The sequence below is a fragment of the Acetobacter malorum genome, assembly GCF_001580615.1.
GTDB classification, from domain to species: domain Bacteria; phylum Pseudomonadota; class Alphaproteobacteria; order Acetobacterales; family Acetobacteraceae; genus Acetobacter; species Acetobacter malorum.
Genome location: NZ_LHZC01000054.1, coordinates 1 through 21,093, shown reverse-complemented (window position 1 = coordinate 21,093; position 21,093 = coordinate 1). Strand labels below are relative to the sequence as shown.

20 protein-coding genes and 1 pseudogene are annotated in these 21,093 nt (G+C 58.7%); 20 read left to right on the top strand and 1 reads right to left on the bottom strand.

Annotated features, from left to right (window positions below):
• The first annotated feature begins 10 nt into the window (after window positions 1-10).
• The 18 genes from AD930_RS11865 (at window position 11) to AD930_RS11780 (ending at window position 19,268) form a co-directional block, all read left to right on the top strand.
• Entirely contained in the window at window positions 11-574 is a 564-nt protein-coding gene (locus AD930_RS11865; RefSeq protein WP_043550655.1) for a NuoB/complex I 20 kDa subunit family protein, read from the top strand.
• Window positions 567-1,232 (top strand): NADH-quinone oxidoreductase subunit C, encoded by a 666-nt coding sequence (locus AD930_RS11860; RefSeq protein ID WP_061506432.1) that lies wholly within the window; start codon window positions 567-569, stop codon window positions 1,230-1,232. Before AD930_RS11865 ends, AD930_RS11860 begins: the two co-directional genes overlap by 8 nt.
• Entirely contained in the window at window positions 1,229-2,512 is a 1,284-nt protein-coding gene (locus AD930_RS11855; protein WP_061506431.1) for an NADH-quinone oxidoreductase subunit D, read from the top strand. The genes AD930_RS11860 and AD930_RS11855 overlap by 4 nt, the downstream gene beginning before the upstream one ends.
• Window positions 2,509-3,150, top strand: a complete 642-nt coding sequence (locus AD930_RS11850) for a complex I 24 kDa subunit family protein (RefSeq protein ID WP_061506430.1) — start codon at window positions 2,509-2,511, stop codon at window positions 3,148-3,150. Before AD930_RS11855 ends, AD930_RS11850 begins: the two co-directional genes overlap by 4 nt.
• Before the next feature lie 11 nt (window positions 3,151-3,161).
• A complete protein-coding gene (gene nuoF, locus AD930_RS11845) occupies window positions 3,162-4,490 on the top strand; it encodes an NADH-quinone oxidoreductase subunit NuoF (RefSeq protein WP_061506429.1) in 1,329 nt (442 codons plus the stop codon).
• 5 nt (window positions 4,491-4,495) lie between these two features.
• Window positions 4,496-6,595, top strand: a complete 2,100-nt coding sequence (nuoG, locus tag AD930_RS11840; RefSeq protein WP_061506428.1) for an NADH-quinone oxidoreductase subunit NuoG — start codon at window positions 4,496-4,498, stop codon at window positions 6,593-6,595.
• 6 nt (window positions 6,596-6,601) lie between these two features.
• Entirely contained in the window at window positions 6,602-7,630 is a 1,029-nt protein-coding gene (gene nuoH, locus AD930_RS11835) for an NADH-quinone oxidoreductase subunit NuoH (protein WP_061506427.1), read from the top strand.
• Window positions 7,630-8,118, top strand: coding sequence for an NADH-quinone oxidoreductase subunit NuoI (nuoI, locus tag AD930_RS11830; RefSeq protein WP_043550664.1), 489 nt, complete (start codon window positions 7,630-7,632; stop codon window positions 8,116-8,118). Before nuoH ends, nuoI begins: the two co-directional genes overlap by 1 nt.
• Window positions 8,119-8,154: 36 nt before the next feature.
• Complete coding sequence (locus AD930_RS11825) at window positions 8,155-8,871, top strand: NADH-quinone oxidoreductase subunit J (RefSeq protein WP_082781858.1); 717 nt, start codon at window positions 8,155-8,157, stop codon at window positions 8,869-8,871.
• Window positions 8,868-9,191 carry an NADH-quinone oxidoreductase subunit NuoK gene (gene nuoK, locus AD930_RS11820; RefSeq protein ID WP_061506426.1) on the top strand — a complete coding sequence of 108 codons (324 nt, stop codon included), beginning with the start codon at window positions 8,868-8,870 and terminating at the stop codon, window positions 9,189-9,191. Before AD930_RS11825 ends, nuoK begins: the two co-directional genes overlap by 4 nt.
• Before the next feature lie 8 nt (window positions 9,192-9,199).
• Window positions 9,200-11,140 (top strand): NADH-quinone oxidoreductase subunit L, encoded by a 1,941-nt coding sequence (gene nuoL / locus AD930_RS11815; RefSeq protein WP_061506425.1) that lies wholly within the window; start codon window positions 9,200-9,202, stop codon window positions 11,138-11,140.
• A gap of 63 nt (window positions 11,141-11,203) precedes the next feature.
• A complete protein-coding gene (nuoN, locus tag AD930_RS11810; protein ID WP_061506424.1) occupies window positions 11,204-12,646 on the top strand; it encodes an NADH-quinone oxidoreductase subunit NuoN in 1,443 nt (480 codons plus the stop codon).
• Window positions 12,643-13,407 (top strand): biotin--[acetyl-CoA-carboxylase] ligase, encoded by a 765-nt coding sequence (locus AD930_RS11805; protein ID WP_061506423.1) that lies wholly within the window; start codon window positions 12,643-12,645, stop codon window positions 13,405-13,407. The genes nuoN and AD930_RS11805 overlap by 4 nt, the downstream gene beginning before the upstream one ends.
• Window positions 13,391-14,203 (top strand): type III pantothenate kinase, encoded by an 813-nt coding sequence (locus tag AD930_RS11800; RefSeq protein WP_043550670.1) that lies wholly within the window; start codon window positions 13,391-13,393, stop codon window positions 14,201-14,203. Before AD930_RS11805 ends, AD930_RS11800 begins: the two co-directional genes overlap by 17 nt.
• Before the next feature lie 8 nt (window positions 14,204-14,211).
• Window positions 14,212-15,858 (top strand): ribonuclease J, encoded by a 1,647-nt coding sequence (locus AD930_RS11795; RefSeq protein ID WP_043550673.1) that lies wholly within the window; start codon window positions 14,212-14,214, stop codon window positions 15,856-15,858.
• Between the two features lie 167 nt (window positions 15,859-16,025).
• Entirely contained in the window at window positions 16,026-17,342 is a 1,317-nt protein-coding gene (proS, locus tag AD930_RS11790) for a proline--tRNA ligase (RefSeq protein ID WP_061506422.1), read from the top strand.
• Window positions 17,343-17,344: 2 nt separating this feature from the next.
• Window positions 17,345-18,592 carry a lipoprotein-releasing ABC transporter permease subunit gene (locus AD930_RS11785; RefSeq protein WP_043550760.1) on the top strand — a complete coding sequence of 416 codons (1,248 nt, stop codon included), beginning with the start codon at window positions 17,345-17,347 and terminating at the stop codon, window positions 18,590-18,592.
• Window positions 18,585-19,268 carry an ABC transporter ATP-binding protein gene (locus AD930_RS11780; protein ID WP_061506421.1) on the top strand — a complete coding sequence of 228 codons (684 nt, stop codon included), beginning with the start codon at window positions 18,585-18,587 and terminating at the stop codon, window positions 19,266-19,268. Before AD930_RS11785 ends, AD930_RS11780 begins: the two co-directional genes overlap by 8 nt.
• A 14-nt stretch (window positions 19,269-19,282) precedes the next feature.
• Here AD930_RS11780 and AD930_RS11775 read toward each other — a convergent pair whose 3' ends face one another.
• Window positions 19,283-19,768: a glutathione peroxidase gene (locus AD930_RS11775; RefSeq protein ID WP_061506420.1), complete on the bottom strand. Its 486-nt coding sequence runs from the start codon at window positions 19,766-19,768 to the stop codon at window positions 19,283-19,285.
• A gap of 278 nt (window positions 19,769-20,046) precedes the next feature.
• On the opposite strand from AD930_RS11775, the gene AD930_RS11770 reads away from it, so the two are divergent.
• Together AD930_RS11770 and AD930_RS11765 are read left to right on the top strand one after the other, a co-directional pair.
• Window positions 20,047-20,844 carry an IclR family transcriptional regulator gene (locus AD930_RS11770; protein ID WP_061492164.1) on the top strand — a complete coding sequence of 266 codons (798 nt, stop codon included), beginning with the start codon at window positions 20,047-20,049 and terminating at the stop codon, window positions 20,842-20,844.
• Between the two features lie 22 nt (window positions 20,845-20,866).
• Window positions 20,867-21,093: pseudogene (locus AD930_RS11765) on the top strand (hypothetical protein); the annotation flags it as partial.

Sequence of the window (21,093 nt, the reverse complement as noted above, 5' to 3'; positions counted from 1 at the left end):
GGAGCCGCCGATGTCTGCAAATCCGCAAGACGAAACCATTCTGTGGAATCGTGAAGCCCTTCCACCCGGCCCCGAGCAGGACGCCGTGGTGCGAGGCATTACCGGCGCCATTGCCGAGAAGGGCTTTGTGGTTGCCAATCTGGATAAGCTGGTCAACTGGGGGCGCACAGGCAGCCTGTGGCCCATGTCCTTTGGGCTGGCGTGCTGCGCTGTGGAGATGATTCACGCCTACATGCCGCGTTACGATCTGGACCGCATGGGCATTATCCCGCGTGGCTCACCCCGGCAGTCTGACGTGATGATTGTTGCGGGCACGCTGACCAACAAGATGGCCCCGGTGCTGCGTCGGCTCTATGAGCAGATGGCAGAGCCGCGCTGGGTCATTTCCATGGGCTCCTGCGCCAATGGGGGAGGGTACTACCACTATTCCTATTCCGTGGTGCGTGGGTGTGACCGGATTGTGCCGGTGGACGTCTATGTACCCGGCTGCCCGCCTACGGCTGAAGCGCTGATTTACGGCATCATGCTGCTTCAAAAGAAAATCCGCCGGACCGGGACCATCCTCCGTGGTTGAGGCGCGCCTTTCCTCTCCGCAGCAGGTCAGCCTTCAGGGGCGTCTCGGGGCGCTGGCCTTCACCTTCTCAACAACCTGGCCGGATGTCTTATCCGCAGGGCTGGAGAAGGGGGAACTGGTGGTCCGCACTACGCGGGACCAGCTTTTGCCGCTTATGACCTTCCTGCGGGACGATCCGCAATGCCGGTTTGAGCAGATGATGGATCTTTGTGGGGTGGACTATCCCAGCCGGGCCGAACGGTTTGACGTAGTCTATAACCTGCTCTCCGTCACGCTTAACCAGCGCATCCGTGTGATTATCACCACGGATGAAGTCGCACCGGTAGCATCCGTTTCCGGCCTTTGGCCGTGTGCGTGCTGGTGGGAGCGGGAATGCTACGACCTGTTTGGCGTGCAGTTTTCCGGCAACCCGGACATGCGGCGCATCCTGACGGATGATGGGTTTGAAGGCTATCCGCTGCGTAAAGACTTCCCGCTGACCGGGTATGAGGAAGTGCGTTACGACGTGGAAAGCCGACAGGTGGTTAAGGAACCTGTCTCGCTCGCGCAGGATTTCCGTAATTTTGATTTCGTCTCCCCGTGGGAAGGCATGCTGACCTTGCCGGGGGATGAGAAAGCGCACGAGGTCCGGCAACATATCAGGAGGTCACGCGGATGACAGACGCGGACAAAGGCATTCTGCTGAATGACGCAGATGCTATCCTGCAGGCAGATATTCCGGAAACTCTGCTGCCAGACCAGCAGGTGAAAGCGCGAGAACGCAAGACGCTGGAGATTGACTCCCATGCGTTAAATTTCGGGCCACAGCATCCTTCCGCACATGGCGTGTTGCGTCTGGTGCTGGAAATGGAAGGCGAGCTTGTGGCGCGCACGGTGCCGCATATCGGGCTTTTGCATCGTGGTACGGAAAAGCTGATAGAATACAAAACCTATCAGAAGGCGCTCCCGTATTTTGACCGGCTGGATTACGTCTCTCCCATGTGTGAGGAGCAGGCGTTTGCTCTGGCGACGGAAAAGCTTCTGGGGATTGAAATTCCTGAACGTGCACGCTGGCTGCGGGTTATGTTTGCGGAAATAACCCGTGTTCTAAACCATATTTTGAATATTACAGCACTAGGTCTGGATTGCGGCGCGGTAACACCTGCTCTGTGGGGTTATGAAGAGCGTGAAAAGCTGCTGGAGTTTTACGAGGCCGCTTCCGGGGCACGCTTCCATGCCAATTATTTCCGTCCCGGTGGCGTGGCGCGGGATCTTCCGGCAGGTTTGGAAGATAAAATTGGCGCATGGGCTAAAGAATTTCCGGCCTGGATTGATGAGCTGGAAGGCCTGCTGACGGAAAACCGGATCTGGAAACAGCGCACGGTGGGGATTGGCGTTTTCACGGCCGAGCAAGCGCTGGCATGGGGATTTAGCGGCCCCTGTCTGCGAGCCTCTGGCGTGCCGTGGGATCTGCGCCGCATGCAGCCGTATGACAATTATCATAAGGTGGACTTCAACGTGCCTGTGGCGCGGCATGGGGATTGCTATGATCGCTATCTCGTCCGTGTTGCGGAAATGCGCGAGAGTGTCAGCATTATTGAACAATGCCTGAGCCAGATTCGTCCCGGCGATGTCAAAGTGCAGGACCCCAAATTCAGCCCGCCACCCCGTGCGGAAATGAAGCGCTCCATGGAAGCGCTCATTCACCATTTCAAGCTGTTCAGTGAAGGGTATCACGTGCCCCCGGGGGCGACTTACACGGCTGTGGAAAGCCCGAAAGGTGAGTTCGGGGTTTATCTGGTGGCCGATGGCAGCAACAAGCCGTATCGCTGCAAAATCCGCCCGACAGGTTTTGCGCATTTGCAGGCTCTGGATGAACTGTCCCGCCGGTCCATGCTGGCCGATATGGTGGCGGTTCTTGGCTCGCTCGATCTTGTTTTCGGGGAGGTTGACCGATGAACACACACCAGACACCCCAGGAACAGCCGGACAGCTTCGCTTTTGATAGTGCGTCCGAGGCGGAAATTGTGACTGTGCTCGCCAAATATCCTGAGGAGCGTAAAGCCAGTGCGGTTATGCCGCTGCTCTATATTGCTCAGCGGCAAATGGGCCGGGAAACCGGGAGCGCATGGGTGCCTGTGGCGGCTATGGATGAGATTGCGCGTCGGCTGGAAATGGCTGCCATCCGCGTTTACGAGGTAGCGTCTTTCTACACCATGTTCAACACAAAGCCCGTGGGCCGCTACCATTTGCAGGTTTGCACCACAACGCCATGCTGGCTGCGTGGGTCGGATGATGTCGTAGCTGCCTGCAAGCGGGTGACCGGCATTGCGGGTTTTGGTGAGACCAGCGCAGACGGGCAGTTCACCCTGACACAGGTGGAATGTCTTGGCGCTTGCTCCAATGCGCCCATCCTGCAGGTGGATGACGATTTTTATGAAGATATGGACGGCCCGCGCACGGTGGCGCTGATTGAAGCGCTGCGCAAAGGGGAACGCCCGCCGGCTGGCCCGACAATCAACCGCTGCGGTTCTGCTCCGGAAGGTGGCCGTAAGACGCTGATGGATTCCGTCCATTCCATTTCAGAAAACAAGTAGGAGAGACGGGCATGTTGCAGGACAAGGACCGGATCTTCACAAATCTCTACGGTCAGGATGACTGGCGGTTAGAGGGCGCGCGCAAGCGGGGAGACTGGCAGAATACAGCGGAGATTCTGGCAAAAGGGCGGGATGGCATTGTTGCGGAAATGAAGGCATCCGGCCTGCGTGGCCGTGGCGGAGCCGGGTTCCCGACCGGGCTGAAATGGTCCTTCATGCCCAAGCAGTCCGATGGCAGGCCGCATTATCTGGTGATCAATGGCGATGAGTCAGAGCCGGGAACCTGCAAAGATCGTGAAGTCCTCAGGCACGAACCGCATAAGCTGATTGAAAGCGCACTGATTGCCTCCTTTGCCATGGGCGCGCATGCAGCCTATATCTACGTGCGCGGCGAGTTTTTTAATGAAGCGGTCCATCTTCAGACTGCGGTGGATGAAGCCTATGCCGCCGGCCTGATTGGCAAAAATGCCTCTGGCTCTGGATGGGATTTCGATTTCTTCATTCATCGTGGCGCCGGGGCATATATCTGTGGGGAAGAAACGGCCCTGCTGGAAAGTCTGGAAGGCAAAAAAGGCCAGCCACGGATGAAGCCCCCGTTCCCCGCGGGGGCAGGGCTTTATGGGTGCCCGACCACCGTGAATAACGTGGAGAGCATTGCCGTGACCTCCACCATTCTGCGGCGCGGGGCGGCATGGTTCGTCGGGTTGGGGCGGCCTAATAATGCAGGCAGCAAGCTGATGGCCATTTCCGGCCATGTGAACACACCATGTGTTTTTGAAGAAGAACTTGGCGTACCGCTGAAAGAAATTATCGAGAAGCATGGCGGCGGCGTGCGGGGCGGGTGGGATAATCTGCTGGCTGTTATTCCCGGCGGATGCTCGGTTCCGGTTCTGCCAAAATCCGTGTGTGAGACTGTCTTGATGGATTATGACAGTCTGCGCGCGGAGCGTTCCGGTCTGGGCACCGGCTGCATGATTGTCATGGATAAGTCGACGGACATTATTGAAGCCATTGCCCGGTTCTCACGCTTTTTCAAACATGAAAGTTGCGGGCAGTGCACCCCCTGCCGTGAAGGCACCGGCTGGATGATGCGCATGATGGACCGGATGGTTCAGGGCCGGGCGGAACTGGATGAAATTGACCTGCTGGAGCAGGTGACCCGTCAGGTTGAAGGCCACACCATTTGCGCGCTGGGTGATGCCGCTGCCTGGCCTATTCAGGGTCTCATCCGCCATTTCCGGCCGGAAATGGAAGAACGCATCCGCCAGTATAAAGCAGCGCATGGTGGCACGGGGCTGGTGCAGGTGCCAGCCTCCGGCGTGCCAGTGGCTGCGGAGTAAACGCTATGGTGAGGGTGATTGTTGATGGCACACCTGTCGATGTGCCAGCCGGTTTCAGCGCCTTGCAGGCCTGTGAGGCTGCGGGCAAAGAAATTCCCCGCTTTTGCTATCATGAACGGCTTTCCGTCGCCGGTAACTGCCGCATGTGCCTCGTGCAGGTGGTGCGTGCGCCCAAGCCGGTCGCATCCTGCGGTTTTCCGGTTTCTGAAGGGATGGAAATCCTGACAGATACCGAGGTGGTGCGTCGTGCCCGCCGTGCGGTGATGGAGTTCCTGCTGATTAATCACCCGCTGGATTGCCCGATTTGCGATCAGGGTGGCGAGTGTGACTTGCAGGATCAGGCGTACGGATATGGTTCCGGCATCTCTCGCTATCAGGAAGCCAAGCGGGCGGTAACGGATAAAAATCTGGGGCCGTTGGTCAAAACCGTTATGACGCGGTGCATCCAGTGCACACGCTGCGTGCGCTTTGCTACGGAGGTCGCGGGAACGCCGGAACTGGGGATGGTCTCACGCGGGGAAAATGCGGAAATCACCACTTATGTGGAAAAGGCGCTGACGTCAGAACTGTCTGGCAACCTGATTGATATCTGCCCTGTGGGCGCGCTGACGGCCAAACCATCTGCCTTCCATGCCCGTTCCTGGGAATACAAAAAGACTGACAGCATTGATGTGATGGATGCCGTTGGCACCAACATCCAGATTCAGGCGCGTGGCGGCGAGGTCATGCGGATTGTGCCGCGCGTAAATGATGAGGTGAATGAAGAATGGCTGTCTGACAAAGGCCGTTTTTCAGTTGATGGCCTCAAGCGCAGGCGGCTGGATCGCCCTTGGGTGCGAGTGCATGGCAAGCTGATGCAGGCGTCCTGGCAGGAGGCTTTTGTCTCTCTGGCACGGCGTCTGGACGGGGTGTCTGGCTATCAGATTGGTGCGATTGCGGGGGATCTGTGTGATGCGGAAAGCCTGTGCGCCCTGAAAGACCTGATGACATCTCTGGGCTCACCCAATCTCGACTGCCGTCAGGATAACGCATGGTATGACCTCAATGCGCGGGAAGGCTATCTGTTTAACAGCGGCATTCTCGGTATAGAGGAGGCCGATGCCCTTCTGCTGGTGGGAACGCACCCTCGGCATGAGGCTCCGGTGCTAAATGCCCGTATCCGCAAACGGCTTCTGGAGGCCGGGCGCGGCGGTTTCCCCATTGCTATGATCGGTCACCCGCTGACGGACCCCACCTATCCGGCTGAGCTGCTGGGGGATGGACCGGAGGTTCTGGAAAAACTGCTCGATGGCAGTCATGCTTTTGCCGAAATTTTAAAAACAGCAAAGCGGCCCATGATGATCATCGGCCACGGTGCGCTGACCCGCCCTGATGCATCAGCCATTTATGACGCCTGTAAAAAACTGGCGGTTCAGACCGGCGCGATTGCCGAGGGCTGGAACGGTTTGAACGTCCTGCACACTGCGGCCTCACGGGTCGGGGCGCTTGACCTCGGCTTTCTGCCCGGTACGCGCGGGCGCAACGCCAGTGGCATGCTGCGTGGCGGTGTTGATGTTCTCTGGCTGCTGGGTGCTGATGAATTCCCGATTGATAAAATCGGGGCTGATACCTTTGTGGTCTATCAGGGCCACCATGGCGATGCCGCTGCTGCCCGCGCTGATATCATCCTGCCGGGTGCGGCCTATACGGAAAAACCGGGCACGTATGTGAACACGGAAGGCCGCGTGCAGCGGAGCTTCCGGGCTGTTTTCCCGCCCGGTGAGGCGCGGGAAGACTGGCGTATCCTTCGGGCTTTTTCTGAAGTAATCGGGAAAACACTGCCCTATGACACGCTGGATGCGCTGCGGGACCGGATGGCAGAGGTGAATCCGGTCTTCCGGCAGATCGGGTCCGTTGCTCAGCCGAGCGCGCAGATTGAAGGGCAGGGTGCGTCCGCATCCAGCGCTCCGGCAACGTCTGCCGCGCAGGAGGAGGGGCTTGCTGCAAGCGCCTTCAGACCAGTGATGCAGGATTACTACCAGACCAACCCCATCAGCCGGGCCAGCCCCACCATGGCGGATTGTTCCCGTGTTTACGGGCCTGTGCGTGCAGTAGCGGCGGAGTAAGGGCGAATGGCGCAGTTTTTTTATCATACGCTCACGGGCCAGATTATCCTGATGCTTCTGGAAACACTGGCCGTTCTGGTGCCGTTGCTGATTGCTGTGGCGTATCTGACGCTTATGGAACGTAAGGTGATGGCGGCCATGCAGCGTCGGCGCGGGCCGAATGTGAACGGTCCGTTCGGGATGTTTCAGGCATTTGCCGATGCTATCAAGATGATTACGAAGGAAACGGTTATTCCTGCCGGGGCAAACCGGGCACTGTTTCTGTTTGCACCGTTTCTCACCTTTTCTCTCGCCATGCTGGCCTGGGCGGTTATTCCGACAGGTAACGGGCTGGCCGTAGCGGATATCAATGTCGGCATTTTGTATCTGCTCGCCATTTCCTCGCTCGGGGTTTATGGCATTCTGATTGCCGGGTGGGCATCCAATTCTCGCTACGCCTTTCTGGGCGGGTTACGGTCTGCCGCGCAGATGGTCTCGTATGAAGTGTCCATAGGGCTGGTCATCGTCTCGGTGCTGCTGGCCGTAGGCAGCCTGAACCTGAATGATATTGTGCTGGCCCAGCGCCATATCTGGTTCTGCGTGCCGATGTTCCCGATGTTTATCGTTTTCTTCATTTCGGCTCTGGCGGAAACCAATCGTGCGCCGTTTGATCTGCCGGAAGGCGAGAGCGAACTCGTGGCCGGGTTCTTTGTGGAATATTCGTCGCTGGCCTTTGGTCTCTTCTTCCTTGGCGAATATGCAAACATGATCCTGATGTCAGGCATGATCAGCATTCTGTTCCTTGGGGGCTGGCTGCCACCGCTTGGGCTGGCACCCTTTACGTGGGTTCCCGGGCCGCTGTGGCTGATTTTTAAAATTCTTTTCTGCCTCTTTGTCTTTATCTGGATCCGGGCAACATTTCCTCGCTTCCGGTATGACCAGTTGATGCGCCTTGGCTGGAAAGTCTTCCTGCCGCTGTCACTGGTCTGGATGATTGCAACGGCTGGTTTCCTGATGGCCACAGGCCTGTTGCCACAGGTAGGAGGCGTAAACTGATGGGCGCTTTAACACGCACGTTCCGTTCGTTCCTGCTGACAGAGCTTGTCGGCGGGATGGCGTCAACATTCAAAATGATGTTCCAGCCGAAGGTGACGCTGAACTACCCGTATGAAAAAGGGCCGCTCTCGCCGCGCTTCCGTGGGGAACACGCCCTGCGGCGTTACCCGAATGGGGAAGAGCGCTGCATTGCCTGTAAACTTTGCGAAGCAACGTGCCCGGCCGAAGCTATTACGATTGAGGCGGAAGAACGGGACGACGGCTCTCGCCGCACCACGCGCTACGATATCGACATGACAAAATGCATCTATTGCGGGCTGTGTGAAGAAGCCTGCCCGGTGGATGCCATTGTCGAAGGGCCGAATTACGAATTCGCCACAGAAACACGGGAAGAGTTGCTCTACGACAAGGATAAACTCCTTGAAAATGGAGACCGGTGGGAAGCCTTGCTGGCCCGTCGGCTGGAATACGATGCCCCGTATCGTTAACCCCGTGCAGCCCCGGCTGGGGCAGGAGGCCGGCTGATGTTGGCGCAGGTTGTTTTTTACGTTTTTGCCGCCGTATTGCTGATGTCTGCTGGTATGGTCATCAGTGTGCGCAACCCGGTTCATGCTGTGCTGTTTCTTATTCTGGCGTTTTTCAATGCATCCGGACTGTTTCTCATCGCTGGAGCCGAGTTCCTGGCGATGCTGCTGGTCATTGTCTATGTCGGCGCGGTGGCGGTCCTTTTCTTGTTTGTCGTCATGATGCTGGATGTTGATTTCACGCAACTGAGGGAAGGCTTGCAGCGAAACGCGCCTATTGGTGCGTGTGTGGGCGCCATCCTGTTTGCGGAACTCGTTATGGCTGTAAGCAACTGGACCATGGCTCCGGCCAGTGCCGGCGTCTCCGTGCAGGCTGTTCCGGGCCTGACCAACACGGCAGCTTTAGGCACGCTGATCTATACGCACTACGTGCTGCTGTTTCAGGCCTGTGGGCTGGTGCTGCTGGTCGCCATGATCGGGGCCATTGTGCTCACCCTGCGCCAAACCGGTAGCGGGCGGCGGCAGAATATCGAAAAACAACATGCACGCACACGTGAAGAGACCCTAGAGCTTGTGCAACTGCCACTTGGCGAAAACGTGTTGGAGCAGGGTGGTTTCCTGCGCCCCCGAACCTCCTATTACGAAATTGCTGCTCCCGGCTCTTATGGTTCTGCTGAGCAGCGCAAAGAGGCGGAAAAAGAGGAGACTGGCGCATGACTCCGGCAATCGCTCCTATCGGGCTTGGGCCTTATCTTGTGGTCAGTGCGGCGCTGCTGGTGCTGGGGGTGCTGGGTATTTTTCTTAACCGGAAAAATATCATCATCATCCTGATGTCCATGGAGCTCATTCTTCTGGCGGCAAATCTGAACTTTGTAGCGTTTTCCTCCGTACATGGAGATCTTTCCGGGCAGGTGATGGTGCTGTTTGTGTTGACCATTGCCGCAGCGGAAGCCGCCATCGGGCTGGCGATTGTCACGGTGTATTTCCGTAACCGTGGCTCGATCCAGGTCGAAGACGTCACGATGATGAAGGGATGAGCGGACTCATGCAGACCGATCTTCACCTGTTTGCCGCAGCCGTGACCCTGCCTCTGGCGGGGGCCGTTGTGGCAGGGCTTGGTGGCCGCCTGATGGGCGACACCGCGGCCAAAATCGTGACATTGCTGTGCATGGGCGTGGCCACCCTGTGCGGGGTGGGGGCGTTATACGGCGGCTGGACGTCCGGCTTTGGCCCTTCTGCCGTGCCGCTGGCGGATTGGATCAATGCAGGCGGCTTTCACGCCACATGGACCCTGCGGTTCGATACGCTTTCAGTAACCATGACGGCCATGGTGCTGTGCATCTCGCTGCTGGTTCACTGCTACAGCCTTGGCTATATGAGCCACGAGAGCATGCCGGTTTATCGGTTTTTTGCGTATCTCTCGCTGTTTACCTTTGCCATGCTCATGCTGGTGTCGTCTTCGGACCTCATTCAGCTGTTTTTTGGGTGGGAAGGGGTGGGCCTCGCCAGTTATCTGCTCATTGGCTACTGGTATGACCGTCCGGCCGCCACGGCTGCGGCCATCAAGGCCTTTGTGGTCAACCGCGTGGCGGACTTGTTCTTCCTCGTCGGGATTGGCCTGATTTACGTCCAGTTCCACTCCGTGCGGTATGAGGATATTTTTGCCGCTGTGCCGCAGGTTGCCGGAGCGCCTTATACGCTGTTCGGACAGTCCTTCCGTATGGTGGAAGTCATCAGCTTCCTGCTGTTTGTCGGGGCGATGGGCAAATCCGCGCAGCTCTTCCTGCACACATGGCTACCGGACGCCATGGAAGGGCCAACCCCGGTTTCCGCGCTGATCCACGCTGCTACCATGGTGACGGCTGGTGTCTTCCTGATGGCGCGGATGTCGCCCTTGCTGGAGGTCGCGCCGAACACCCGCCTGTTCGTGATATTTATTGGCGCGACCACCTGTTTTTTTGCCGCCACGGTTGGGATGGTGCAGCCGGATATCAAACGGAGCATTGCTTATTCCACGTGCTCCCAGCTGGGCTACATGTTTGCGGCTGTCGGCGTGGGAGCGTATCAGGCGTCCGTTTTTCACCTCACAACACATGCCTTTTTCAAAGCGCTGCTGTTCCTTGGGGCTGGCTCCGTGATCCATGCCATGCATGATGAACAGAACATGTTCCGCATGGGCGGGCTGTGGAAAAAACTGCCGCTGACCTATGCCGTGATGTGGATTGGCAGTCTGGCGCTGGCCGGGGTGTTTCCCTTTGCCGGATACTGGTCAAAAGACGCCATTCTCAACACGCTCTGGGCGGCGGATAGCGGCATGAGCCACTATGCGTGGGGGCTGGGCGTTATCACGGCTTTCCTGACGGCCTTTTACAGCTGGCGTCTGATCTTTCTGGTGTTCCACGGAGCGCCTGCCGACGCGCACGCACGGGATGCCGCGCATGAAAGCCCGCTTTCTATGACCATCCCGCTGGTGCTGCTGGCTGTTGGCGCTGTGGTGAGCGGGATTGCGCTGGCTCCGTATTATATCGGCGCGCAGCAGGCCGCGTTCTGGCAGGGCAGCATTTTCAATGCGCCGGATAACAGCATCATGGAAATCTTTGAGCATGTGCCGGGACTGGTGGCGCTTCTGCCATCTGTGGTCGGGCTGGCGGGCATTGCTGTGGCGTATGTGTTCTACATTGCCAGACCAGACCTGCCGGGTGCGCTGGCCCGTTCCTGCGCCCCGCTTTATCGGTTCCTGCTCAACAAATGGTATTTTGATGAGCTGTATGACCGCATTTTTGTCCGGCCTTATACCGCCATTGCCCGTGTTCTCTGGAAAGACGGCGAGGAAGGGGCGGTTGAAGGCCTCCCGCGTGATCTGGTTCAAGCCACGGCCAACGGTGCGTCCGATGCGATCCGTCTGCAAACTGGTTCTATCGCGTTCTATGCATTCACCATGCTGGCGGGTCTGGTCGTGGTGCTGACCGTAGCCCTCTGCGGGTGAGGAGACTGAAATGACCCACGCTGTCTTTCCTGCTTTCTCCTGCTCTGAACGGAGTGCCGAGCCATGAATGCTGCATCGGTTAACTGGATGCTGGCTTTGCCGGAAATCACGCTCGGACTGGCGGGGCTGGTTATTCTTGTGTTTGGCGTGCTGCAGCGGGAAGGGAAGGGCATTGTGTCCTGCACTCTGCTGACGGTTGCGGCGTTTGTCGGCTGTGGGGTGCTGGTGGCGCTCTCTCCAGACGGCATGGCGTATGCTGGCACCTTTGTGAATGATGGCTTTGCGCGTTTCATGAAAATACTGGCGCTGCTTGGGGGATTGGTCGCACTGGTGCTGACGCTGAGCTACCGCACGGACGAGCATGAGCCTCTGCCGTTTGAAACGGGCGTGCTGATCCTGTTTTCAACCCTCGGTGCGCTGATTATGGCGTCCTCCGCCAACCTGATGACGCTGTTTGTCGGGCTGGAGCTGTCCTCGCTCTCCATTTACATCCTGTGCGCGTTGGAGCGGGACGATGTGACGTCCTCCGAGGCCGGCCTGAAATACTTCGTTCTCGGGTCTCTGGCGTCCGGCCTGCTGCTGTATGGCATGTCTCTGATCTATGGGTATGCCGGGACCATGGCCTATACAGGGCTGATTGCCGCTATTCAGCAGACAGCTACGCTGCCCACGGGGCTGATGGTCGGCCTTGTGTTCCTTGTTGTCGGGCTGAGCTTCAAGCTCTCGGTGGTGCCGTTCCATATGTGGACGCCGGATGTGTATCAGGGTGCCCCTACACCTATTACGGCCTATATGGCGGGCGCTCCCAAATTTGCGGCCTTTGCGCTGTTCCTGCGTGTGATGAGTGGCCCGTTTGGGTCTATGGCCCCGCGCTGGCAGATCCTGATTGAAACGCTCTCCATTCTCTCCATGGTCTATGGCGCGTTTGCAGCTATCCCGCAGACCAATATCAAGCGGCTGATGGCCTATTCCTCCATCGGCCATATGGGTTACGCGCTGATGGGTTTGGCTGCGGCCTCCACCAACGGCGTACGGGCCACGCTGGTCTATCTGGCGGCCTATCTGGTCATGAATGCCGGGGTCTTCGCCGTGATTACGGCCATGCGCCGCCGGGGGCATGAAGTGACCTCCATTTCTGACCTGGCCGGTCTGGGCCGGACAGACCCCGGACTGGCAGCCGTGCTGGCAATATTCATGTTCAGCATGGTCGGTGCGCCGCCGCTGGCAGGTTTTTTTGGGAAACTGATGGTTTTTGCCGCCGCATGGCAATCCGGCCTTTACGTTCTGGTGGCGATCGGGGCAGTCTCGAGCGTTATTGGTGCGTATTACTATCTGCGAGTGGTGAAGGTGATGTATTTTGATGCCTCTGCGGAGGGGCTGGACCGGCCAGCACGTAGCCTGCTGTTTGTCTCGGGCAGCATGGGGCTGGCGACGGTGTTCTTTATCCTCGCACTTGGCCCGCTGATGGCCATGGCTCGACAGGCTGCTCTGGCCCTTGGCGGATGAGTGAGCCGACGGCAGCCTGGCGGCTGGAGTGTTATGAGGAACTGACGTCCACGTCCGATGTCTGTCTGGAACGCGCCCGCACCGGAGAAGCACCGGGGCTGGCGCTTCTGGCGTTGCGGCAGACCAAAGGGCGCGGCAGCCGGGGGCGGAACTGGGCCAATGCCGGGCAAAGCCTTGCCCTCTCTGTCCTGCTGGATGCGGGGCAGGCGGGGATGGACGCACTGGGGGGCTGGCCCTTTGTTGCGTCTCTGGCGTTTTTTGAAGGGCTGGCGACAAGCGTTCCCGCAGCGCGGGACCGGCTGATGATCAAATGGCCGAATGATATTTTGCTGGATGGCCAGAAGCTCGGTGGCATTCTGATCGAGCGGGAAGGGCCGATGCTGGTTATCGGCATGGGGGCCAACCTTGTGCAGCCCCCGCAGGAAGAACAGATTGGCCGTAAAGCGGCCTCCCTGGGGCAATGCGGGCCGGTGCCGCCGCCTGCGGATGTGGCCCGTGCTATTCTGGCGCAACTGGCGCACTGGTGTGCTGTCTGGCAGCAGGATGGCTTTGCTGTTTTGTGTGCGGAATGGCGGAAACGCGCACATCCTGTGGGCACGCCTCTTGTCGTAAGCGGCGGGACTACTTATGAAAAGGGCCAGTTTGCAGGGCTTGCCGCTGATGGACGGCTTCTGCTTGAGACGGAACAGGGCATGAAAACGATCGCAACAGGGGATATCCTGCTGGCAGACCAGGGGGCTGACGTTGCTTCTCGTCATTGATGCCGGCAACACGAATGTCGTGTTTGCCGTGCATGATGGCGAAAAATGGCGGGGCGTCTGGCGCATTACCATGCAGGCCCAGCGCACGTCTGACGAATATGCTGTCTGGCTGCTGGCCCTGCTGAAGATGCAGGGGATTGCGGCGGATGATATTGAAGGCGCTGTGATTGGCACGGTGGTGCCCGCGGCCCTCTATCATCTGCGTACCTTGTGCCGCCAGTGGTTTGCGGTGGAGCCGTTGCTGGCCTCTGCCCGGCTGGACTGGGGATTTTCCATCAAAATGGATAATCCGGACGAAGTTGGCGTAGACCGGCTTTTAAATGGACTTGCGGCACACCATCTGTACGGTGGCCCGCTGACGGTGATTGATTTTGGCACCGCCACAACCTTTGATGTGGTGGATGCAGAAGGCAGCTATTGCGGGGGTGTGATTGCACCGGGCATCAACCTTTCGGTTGAGGCTTTGCATCAGGCAGCCGCACGGTTGCCGAGAATAGGAATTGGACGCCCGGCGGTGGATTCCGTCATCGGGCGGAATACAGTGGCCGCTATGCGGTCAGGCGTGTTCTGGGGTTATGTGGGTTTGATCGAGGGGATCGTCGAGAGGATCAGGCAGGAAGTCGGGCAGACCATGAAGGTGCTCGCTACTGGCGGTCTGGCTCCGCTCTTCTCGGAAGGCACGACAGTGTTTGATCACGTGGATTCAATGCTGACCCTGAACGGGCTGCGGATATTGGCGGGGCGGAATCCCTTGCCGCGTCTCACAATCGAAAAAGACTTTTTGACAGAAGGATAACTGGACTGATGACAGAAGAGAACGGCGGTCTGGCCTTTCTGCCCCTGGGCGGAACGGGCGAGATCGGTATGAATCTGAATCTCTATCGCCTTGGGGAAACCTGGCTGGCGATAGATTGCGGGATTGGCTTTAGCGGGAACGACACCCCGGAAGCTGAAATTCTGATACCGGACCCCACCTTTATTGCCGAGCGTAAAGACAAGCTGGCCGGGCTTGTTATTACCCATGCGCATGAAGATCACATCGGCGCGGTCGCGCACGTCTGGCCGCTGCTCCAGTGCCCGGTTTACGTAACGCCGTTTGCTGGCGCCGTCCTGCGTCGCAAACTGGGGGAAGCCCGCCTGCTCCAGCAGGTGCCGATCCACGTTATTCCGTGCGGTGGCCGGTTTGAAGTTGGTCCGTTTGATCTGGAATTTATCCCCGTAACCCATTCCGTGCCGGAAGCGCAGAGCGTTGTGCTCCGCACGCCGGATGGCATTGTGGTGCATACCGGGGACTGGAAGCTGGACCCGGACCCGCTGGTCGGCCCGCCGACAGACATCAAACGTCTGAAAGAAGTGGGGGATGAAGGCGTTCTGGCACTGGTGTGTGACAGCACCAACGTCATGAAGCCCGGCCCCTCGCAGTCTGAATCGGAAGTCCGCCGCAGCATGACGGACCTTATCAGCGGTCTGAAGGGGCGTATTGCCGTCACCTGCTTTGCGTCCAACGTGGCGCGTGTGGAAACCATTGCCATGGCAGCGCAGGCTGCTGGCAGGACGGTGGTGCTGGTCGGTCGGTCCCTGCGTAATCTGGATGTTGCTGCGCGTGAGTGTGGCTATATGTCCGGCGTTATGCCGTTCCTGTCTGAACAGGACGTTAATGACGTACCGGATGATCAACTCGTTATGATCATCACGGGGAGCCAGGGTGAGCCGCGTTCCGCTCTTTCCCGCATTTCTCTGGATATGCACCCCAATGTGTCCCTCGGTGAGGGCGATACGGTGATTTATTCCAGCCGTATGATTCCGGGGAATGAGCGCGCCATTATGGCTGTGCAGGATAATCTGTCCCGTCGCGGTGTTACCGTGATTACGGATAGAGAAGCCTTCGTGCACGTGTCCGGCCATGCCACGGGTGGTGATGTCAGCACGATGTATGATCTCATCCGGCCGAAATATGCTGTGCCGGTGCATGGGGAATGGCGCCATCTGACGGCTCATGCCGCTCTGGCTCAGGAAAAGGGCATTGCTCCGATTCTGCTGGAAGATGGTGATATCCTGCGTCTGGCTCCCGGTAAGGTGGAAGTGGTTGATACCGCGCCGAGTGGCCGTCTGGCACTGGATGCCGGGCGTCTGCTGCCCATGAATGGCGGTGTTCTGGCGGCACGCCGCAAGATGCTGTTCAATGGTGTGGTGATTGCCAGCTTCGCGGTGGATGATGAAGGCTTCGTTATCGGTGAGCCGAAAGTCAGCGCACCGGGTCTGCTGGAGCCGGATGATCTGGAAAGCGTGCGCGTGCGCGAAGAATTCGCCAACGCGATTGATGTGATCCCTGATGAACTGCGCAGCGATGACCAGTCCTTCCGGGATGCTGCCAAAACCGCGCTGCGTCGCGCGCTGGGCCGCAAACTTCAGAAACGTCCGCTGGTGGATGTTCACGTTCTGCGCGTCTGACGCGCAGAACCATACCCTGCATCGGACAGGGTAAAAACGGCGGCTGAAAGAAGACCTGCACCCTGCGGGTTTTCTTTGTCGCCGCACTGTTTTAGAGCAGATTACAGAGTAAAATTTCAGAGTGAGGCCGCCTGTGGTCTCACCTGCCAGACAAGGCTGAGTGCATCATGCGTCTTTCGCGTAGTTTTCTTCCCACGCTTAAGGAAAACCCGGCAGAGGCGCAGATCGTCTCGCATCGGCTCATGCTGCGGGCCGGCCTGATCCGGCAGACGGCATCCGGCATTTATGCCTGGCTACCCGCAGGCCTCAAGGTTCTGCGCAACATCAGCCAGATCGTGCGGGAAGAGCAGGACCGCATTGGCGCGCAGGAAGTGCTGATGCCCACCCTTCAGTCTGCTGATCTGTGGAAGCGGTCCGGCCGGTATGATGCGTATGGGCCGGAAATGCTGCGCATTCAGGACCGCCATAAACGTGAGCTGCTTTACGGGCCGACCAATGAGGAAATGATCACCGATCTGTTCGGGCAGGCTGTGAAGTCCTACAAGGACCTCCCGCAGATGCTGTATCATATCCAGTGGAAATTCCGTGATGAAGTGCGTCCGCGTTTTGGCGTGATGCGTGGCCGCGAATTCCTGATGAAAGACGCCTACAGCTTTGATCTGGATTACGACTCTGCAGTCGCCACCTATCGCCGGATGCTGCTGGCTTACCTGCGCACGTTCCAGCGTCTGGGTGTGCGGGCCGTGCCGATGCGCGCCGATACCGGCCCGATTGGTGGTGAGCTGAGCCATGAATTCCTGATCCTCGCCCCCACAGGGGAAAGCGGCGTGTTCTACGATGCCGCTCTGGAAGAGCAGGATTGGCTGGATGAGCCGGTGAATGTGGAAGACCCCAAAGCGCTGGACGTTTTCTATAAGCGCGTAACCACGCCGTATGCTGCGACTGATGAAATGCACGATACCGCCGCATGGGATGCCGTGCCGGAAGATCGTCGTCGGGAAGGGCGTGGCGTGGAAGTCGGCCATATTTTCCACTTCGGCACCAAATACACCCAGTCCATGGATGTGACGGTCAGCGGGCCGGAAGGCACGCCGGTCTACCCGGAAATGGGGTCTTACGGCATTGGCGTCTCCCGTCTGGCCGGGGCGATTATTGAAGCCAGCCATGACGACGCCGGTATTATCTGGCCGGATGCGGTGGCACCCTTCCGTGCAGTGATCGTCAATCTGAAGGTTGGTGATGAAACCTGTGATGCCATGTGCGAGCAGATCTACAACACCAACACCGAAGCCTTCCTGTATGACGACCGGACGGACCGTGCCGGTGCGAAATTCGCGGATGCGGACCTGATGGGCCACCCCTGGCAGATCGTTGTCGGCCCGCGTAGCGCCAAGGAAGGCCGCGTGGAACTCAAGCGCCGCGCAACGGGTGAGCGCAAGGAAGTCAGTGTGGAAGATGCCCTCGCTCTGGTGCTGGCAGACTGATGATGTTTGGTCCCTTCGAGCGGGCCGTGGCAGGCCGCTACCTTCGGGCACGGCGCGGAGAACGCTTTGTTTCCGTCATTGCTATATTCTCGCTTGTGGGGATCGCCCTGGGGGTCGCCACGCTCATCATCGTCATGGCGGTGATGAACGGCTTTCAGGCTGACCTGATGGGCCGTATTCTCGGCCTGAATGGGGATCTGAGCATTTACGGCGCGGGCCGCACCATTTCTCAGTATGAGGATGTTGCCGCACGGGTGCGGAAAGTGCCCGGCGTTATCAGTGCAACTCCGCTCATTGAGGGGCAGGTGCTGCTTAGTGCGGGGTCTTACAATTCCGGCGGGGTGGTACATGGCATGACCCGGCAGGGGCTGCTGGACCTGAAAGGCGTTAGCTCCTCGCTGGTGGCTGGCACGCTGGATGATTTCGGCAGTGATGATTCCATCGCCATTGGCGTGACACTGGCGGACCGTGCCGGGCTGTCCATTGGCTCCCGCATCACGCTGGTTTCGCCCGATGGCGCGGCCACGGCCTTTGGCACCGTGCCCCGCGTGCGCGCCTATCATGTGGTGGCTATTTTTGATGCGGGGGTGAACGACTACAATTCCAGCTACGTCTTCCTGCCGATGCACGCCGCGCAGGTCTATTTCCAGATGCCTGACAAGGTGACCCAGATTCAGGTCATGGCGAAGGATGAGCAGAATATCCGCCCGGTAACGATGCGGATTGTGAATGCTATTGGCGAACCGGGCCTGCGGGTGCTGGACTGGACCAATGCCAATAACGCTTTGTTTGGCGCGGTGCAGGTGGAACAGAACGTTATGTTCCTGATCCTGACCCTGATTATTCTAGTCGCCGCCTTCAACGTCATTTCCTCCCTGATCATGATGGTGAAGGATAAGACGGGCGATATTGCTGTGCTGCGCACCATTGGGGCCAGCCGGGGGGCTATCATGCGCATCTTCCTGATGTGCGGGGCCTCCGTTGGCGTCACCGGTACCGTGGCGGGAACGCTGCTGGGCGTGGTGTTCTGTGAGAATATCGAACGGATTCGTCAGGCGCTGCAGAAGCTGACCGGCACCAATCTCTTCAACCCCGAGGTTTATTACCTTGAGCACCTCCCGGCCAAGCTGGTTTGGGGGCAGGTGGGTGAAGTGATTGCCATGGCTCTGACCCTTTCCCTGCTGGCCACGCTGTATCCCTCATGGCGTGCGGCAAAAACTGATCCTGTGGAGGCATTGCGCCATGAGTAATGTCGCCCTCAGCCTGCGTGGCGTGAAGAAGACCTATAAGAGCGGGGAAGACGGCACGCTGCCTGTTTTGCAGGGTGTCGACTTCACGCTTCATGCGGGTGAGATTGTCGCGCTTGTGGCCCCTTCGGGCACTGGCAAATCCACGCTGCTCCATCTGGCTGGCTTGCTAGATACGCCGGACGAAGGCGAGATTGAGATCTGCGGGCAGCGGACGCACGGTTTGCCGGAAGTAGGGCGCACGGGGCTGCGGCGTGACCAGATTGGCTTTGTCTATCAGTTCCATCATCTGCTGGCCGAGTTCACCGCGCGTGAGAACGTCATGCTGCCGCAGATGATTGCTGGCGTGCGGAAAGCTGTTGCGCGGCAGAAAGCGGAAAAACTTCTGGACATGTTTGGTCTGGCGCACCGCGTGAGCCACCTGCCGGGCAAGCTGTCCGGCGGTGAGCAGCAGCGCGTGGCCATTGCCCGTGCCCTGGCCAATAATCCGGCTTTGCTGCTGGCGGATGAACCAACCGGCAACCTGGATGTGCGCACAGCAGACGCCGTGTTCTCAGAACTGATGGCGGCTGTGCGCGGGCAGGGGCTGGCGGCTCTGGTCGCCACCCATAATGAAGAGCTCCTGACCCGCATGGACCGTGTCGTCACGCTGCGGGATGGGCTGATCGTTCCTCGTTAAAGGCTAAACCCCGCTCAGGGATTCAGGATCACACGTTCCACCGCTTTGGTTACCCGGGCGGAGGTCGGCGGCGTGATGCTGGAAAACCAATCGACAGGTTTGCCCTTCCGGTTGGTCAGATATTTGTAGAAGTTCCAGCGAGGGCGGGCCAGAAAACCGCACTCCTTGTCCAGCCAGCGGAACAGCGGAATGGTCTGCGGGCCTTTCACGGGGCTACGAGCCGCCATGGGAAAGCTGACCCCGTAGTTCCGGTGGCAGAAAGAGGCGATATCGGAGGCCGTTCCCGGTTCCTGAGCGCCAAAATCGTTGCTGGGAATCCCGATAACAACCAGCCCCATGCTGCGGAACTGGTACCACAGGGCCTGAAGCCCTTCATATTGCGGAGTGAAGCCGCATTTGGAGGCTGTGTTCACAATCAGAACGGGCCGGCCACGGTAATCAGCCAGATTGATCTCACCACCTTCAAGGGCGGGGAGGGTAAAATCATAGAGTGTGGTCACGGTCAGGCACTCATCTTTACGACATTGACGGGACTTGCGTCCGTCCTGTTTAGCGTAAGAGAACCAAAGGAGCGAGTGTGGAGGGGGAGATGTGTCAGATCAGAAAAGTCCGGGGGGAAGCCTGCTGCCCTGTTCCGGGTTCTTGTCAGGCTTCCACCAGAATAGTCTGCGGTAGGATCGAGTTCTGATTTTTATTGTTCATTATATTGAACTCGATCCCGTATTTGGAATAATGAGGGTAAGGCCCCTCTTTGTCAACAAGGAAAATAAGAAACGGCATGTCCAAATCTCATGATTCTGTGCCCGCCCTGCGCCGGGCTGTGCGCATTCTGGATCTGGTGAAAAGCACAGAGCGCCCGCCGCTTGCGGCGGATATTGCCCGCCAGCTTGAACTACCCCGCAGCACAGTCCACGGGCTGGTGGCCGTTATGGTGGAACTGGGGCTGCTGGAAAAAACCGTCACACAAGGCTATCGGCTGGGCGCGCGCCTGCTGGACTGGGCCGGAGGGGTGACGGAACGGCGGGACCTGGTGACGGAATTCTACCAGACTCTGGAAAGCTTCTCGGACCTCGCAGCCTTTACGGTCACTCTGACGGTGCTGGAAGATACGGAAGTGGTCTACATGGCCTGCCGGAACAGTGCGACGGTGCTGGGCGCGTCCTTCCGGGTCGGCATGCGTCTGCCTGCCATATTTACGGCCACAGGCAATGCCATGCTGGCTGAGATGGACGATAACGCCTTCCGGGAATGGCTGACCCTGCATCCGGCTTCAACATGGCCGGAACCGCTAACACCCAACGGTATCCGTTCAGTCACGACGCTGGTGCGGGAAATCGCGGAAATCAGAGAACGCGGTTATGCCGTGGATGATGAGCAGATCCATGATGGCCTGTGGTGCTTCGGCGCAGGGGTAAAAGACCATTCCGGGCGCATGGTGGCGGGGGTGGGGCTGAGCCTGCCGCAGACTGAGCTGGGCCGTTATGATGTGGGCCAGCTTGGGCGCATGGCTGGGGCTCTGGCGCAGGCGCTTTCCCGCCGGTTGGGGTATCGTCCTGTGCAGGCCGAGTCTGTCTGAGGCCGTTTGAAAAAGGAATGCTATGCCGCGTTTACGTTTGCTGTCCGGTGGGGCCGCTCTTCTAAGGTCTTTTGTGCCGGGCCTGTGTGCCGGACTTTTGCTGGTGAGCGGGTGTGGCTCTGTTGCGCGGGCTGATGCCGCGTTGCCTCAGACGGTCGTGAACTATCGTGTCTATGCGCACGGCTTCAACGTCATGGATATTCAGGCATCCTATCGGCTGAGCGAGACGCAATATGGGGTTGCCGCCCA

Coding starts and splice junctions, on each gene's coding strand:
- nuoL (WP_061506425.1), top strand. CDS start 9,200: ATGCAGACCGATCTTCACCTGTTTGCCGCAGCCGTGACCCTGCCTCTG.
- nuoF (WP_061506429.1), top strand. CDS start 3,162: ATGTTGCAGGACAAGGACCGGATCTTCACAAATCTCTACGGTCAGGAT.
- nuoK (WP_061506426.1), top strand. CDS start 8,868: ATGACTCCGGCAATCGCTCCTATCGGGCTTGGGCCTTATCTTGTGGTC.
- AD930_RS11780 (WP_061506421.1), top strand. CDS start 18,585: ATGAGTAATGTCGCCCTCAGCCTGCGTGGCGTGAAGAAGACCTATAAG.
- AD930_RS11785 (WP_043550760.1), top strand. CDS start 17,345: ATGTTTGGTCCCTTCGAGCGGGCCGTGGCAGGCCGCTACCTTCGGGCA.
- nuoN (WP_061506424.1), top strand. CDS start 11,204: ATGAATGCTGCATCGGTTAACTGGATGCTGGCTTTGCCGGAAATCACG.
- nuoH (WP_061506427.1), top strand. CDS start 6,602: ATGGCGCAGTTTTTTTATCATACGCTCACGGGCCAGATTATCCTGATG.
- AD930_RS11805 (WP_061506423.1), top strand. CDS start 12,643: ATGAGTGAGCCGACGGCAGCCTGGCGGCTGGAGTGTTATGAGGAACTG.
- AD930_RS11850 (WP_061506430.1), top strand. CDS start 2,509: ATGAACACACACCAGACACCCCAGGAACAGCCGGACAGCTTCGCTTTT.
- proS (WP_061506422.1), top strand. CDS start 16,026: ATGCGTCTTTCGCGTAGTTTTCTTCCCACGCTTAAGGAAAACCCGGCA.
- nuoG (WP_061506428.1), top strand. CDS start 4,496: ATGGTGAGGGTGATTGTTGATGGCACACCTGTCGATGTGCCAGCCGGT.
- nuoI (WP_043550664.1), top strand. CDS start 7,630: ATGGGCGCTTTAACACGCACGTTCCGTTCGTTCCTGCTGACAGAGCTT.
- AD930_RS11865 (WP_043550655.1), top strand. CDS start 11: ATGTCTGCAAATCCGCAAGACGAAACCATTCTGTGGAATCGTGAAGCC.
- AD930_RS11795 (WP_043550673.1), top strand. CDS start 14,212: ATGACAGAAGAGAACGGCGGTCTGGCCTTTCTGCCCCTGGGCGGAACG.
- AD930_RS11825 (WP_082781858.1), top strand. CDS start 8,155: ATGTTGGCGCAGGTTGTTTTTTACGTTTTTGCCGCCGTATTGCTGATG.
- AD930_RS11855 (WP_061506431.1), top strand. CDS start 1,229: ATGACAGACGCGGACAAAGGCATTCTGCTGAATGACGCAGATGCTATC.
- AD930_RS11770 (WP_061492164.1), top strand. CDS start 20,047: ATGTCCAAATCTCATGATTCTGTGCCCGCCCTGCGCCGGGCTGTGCGC.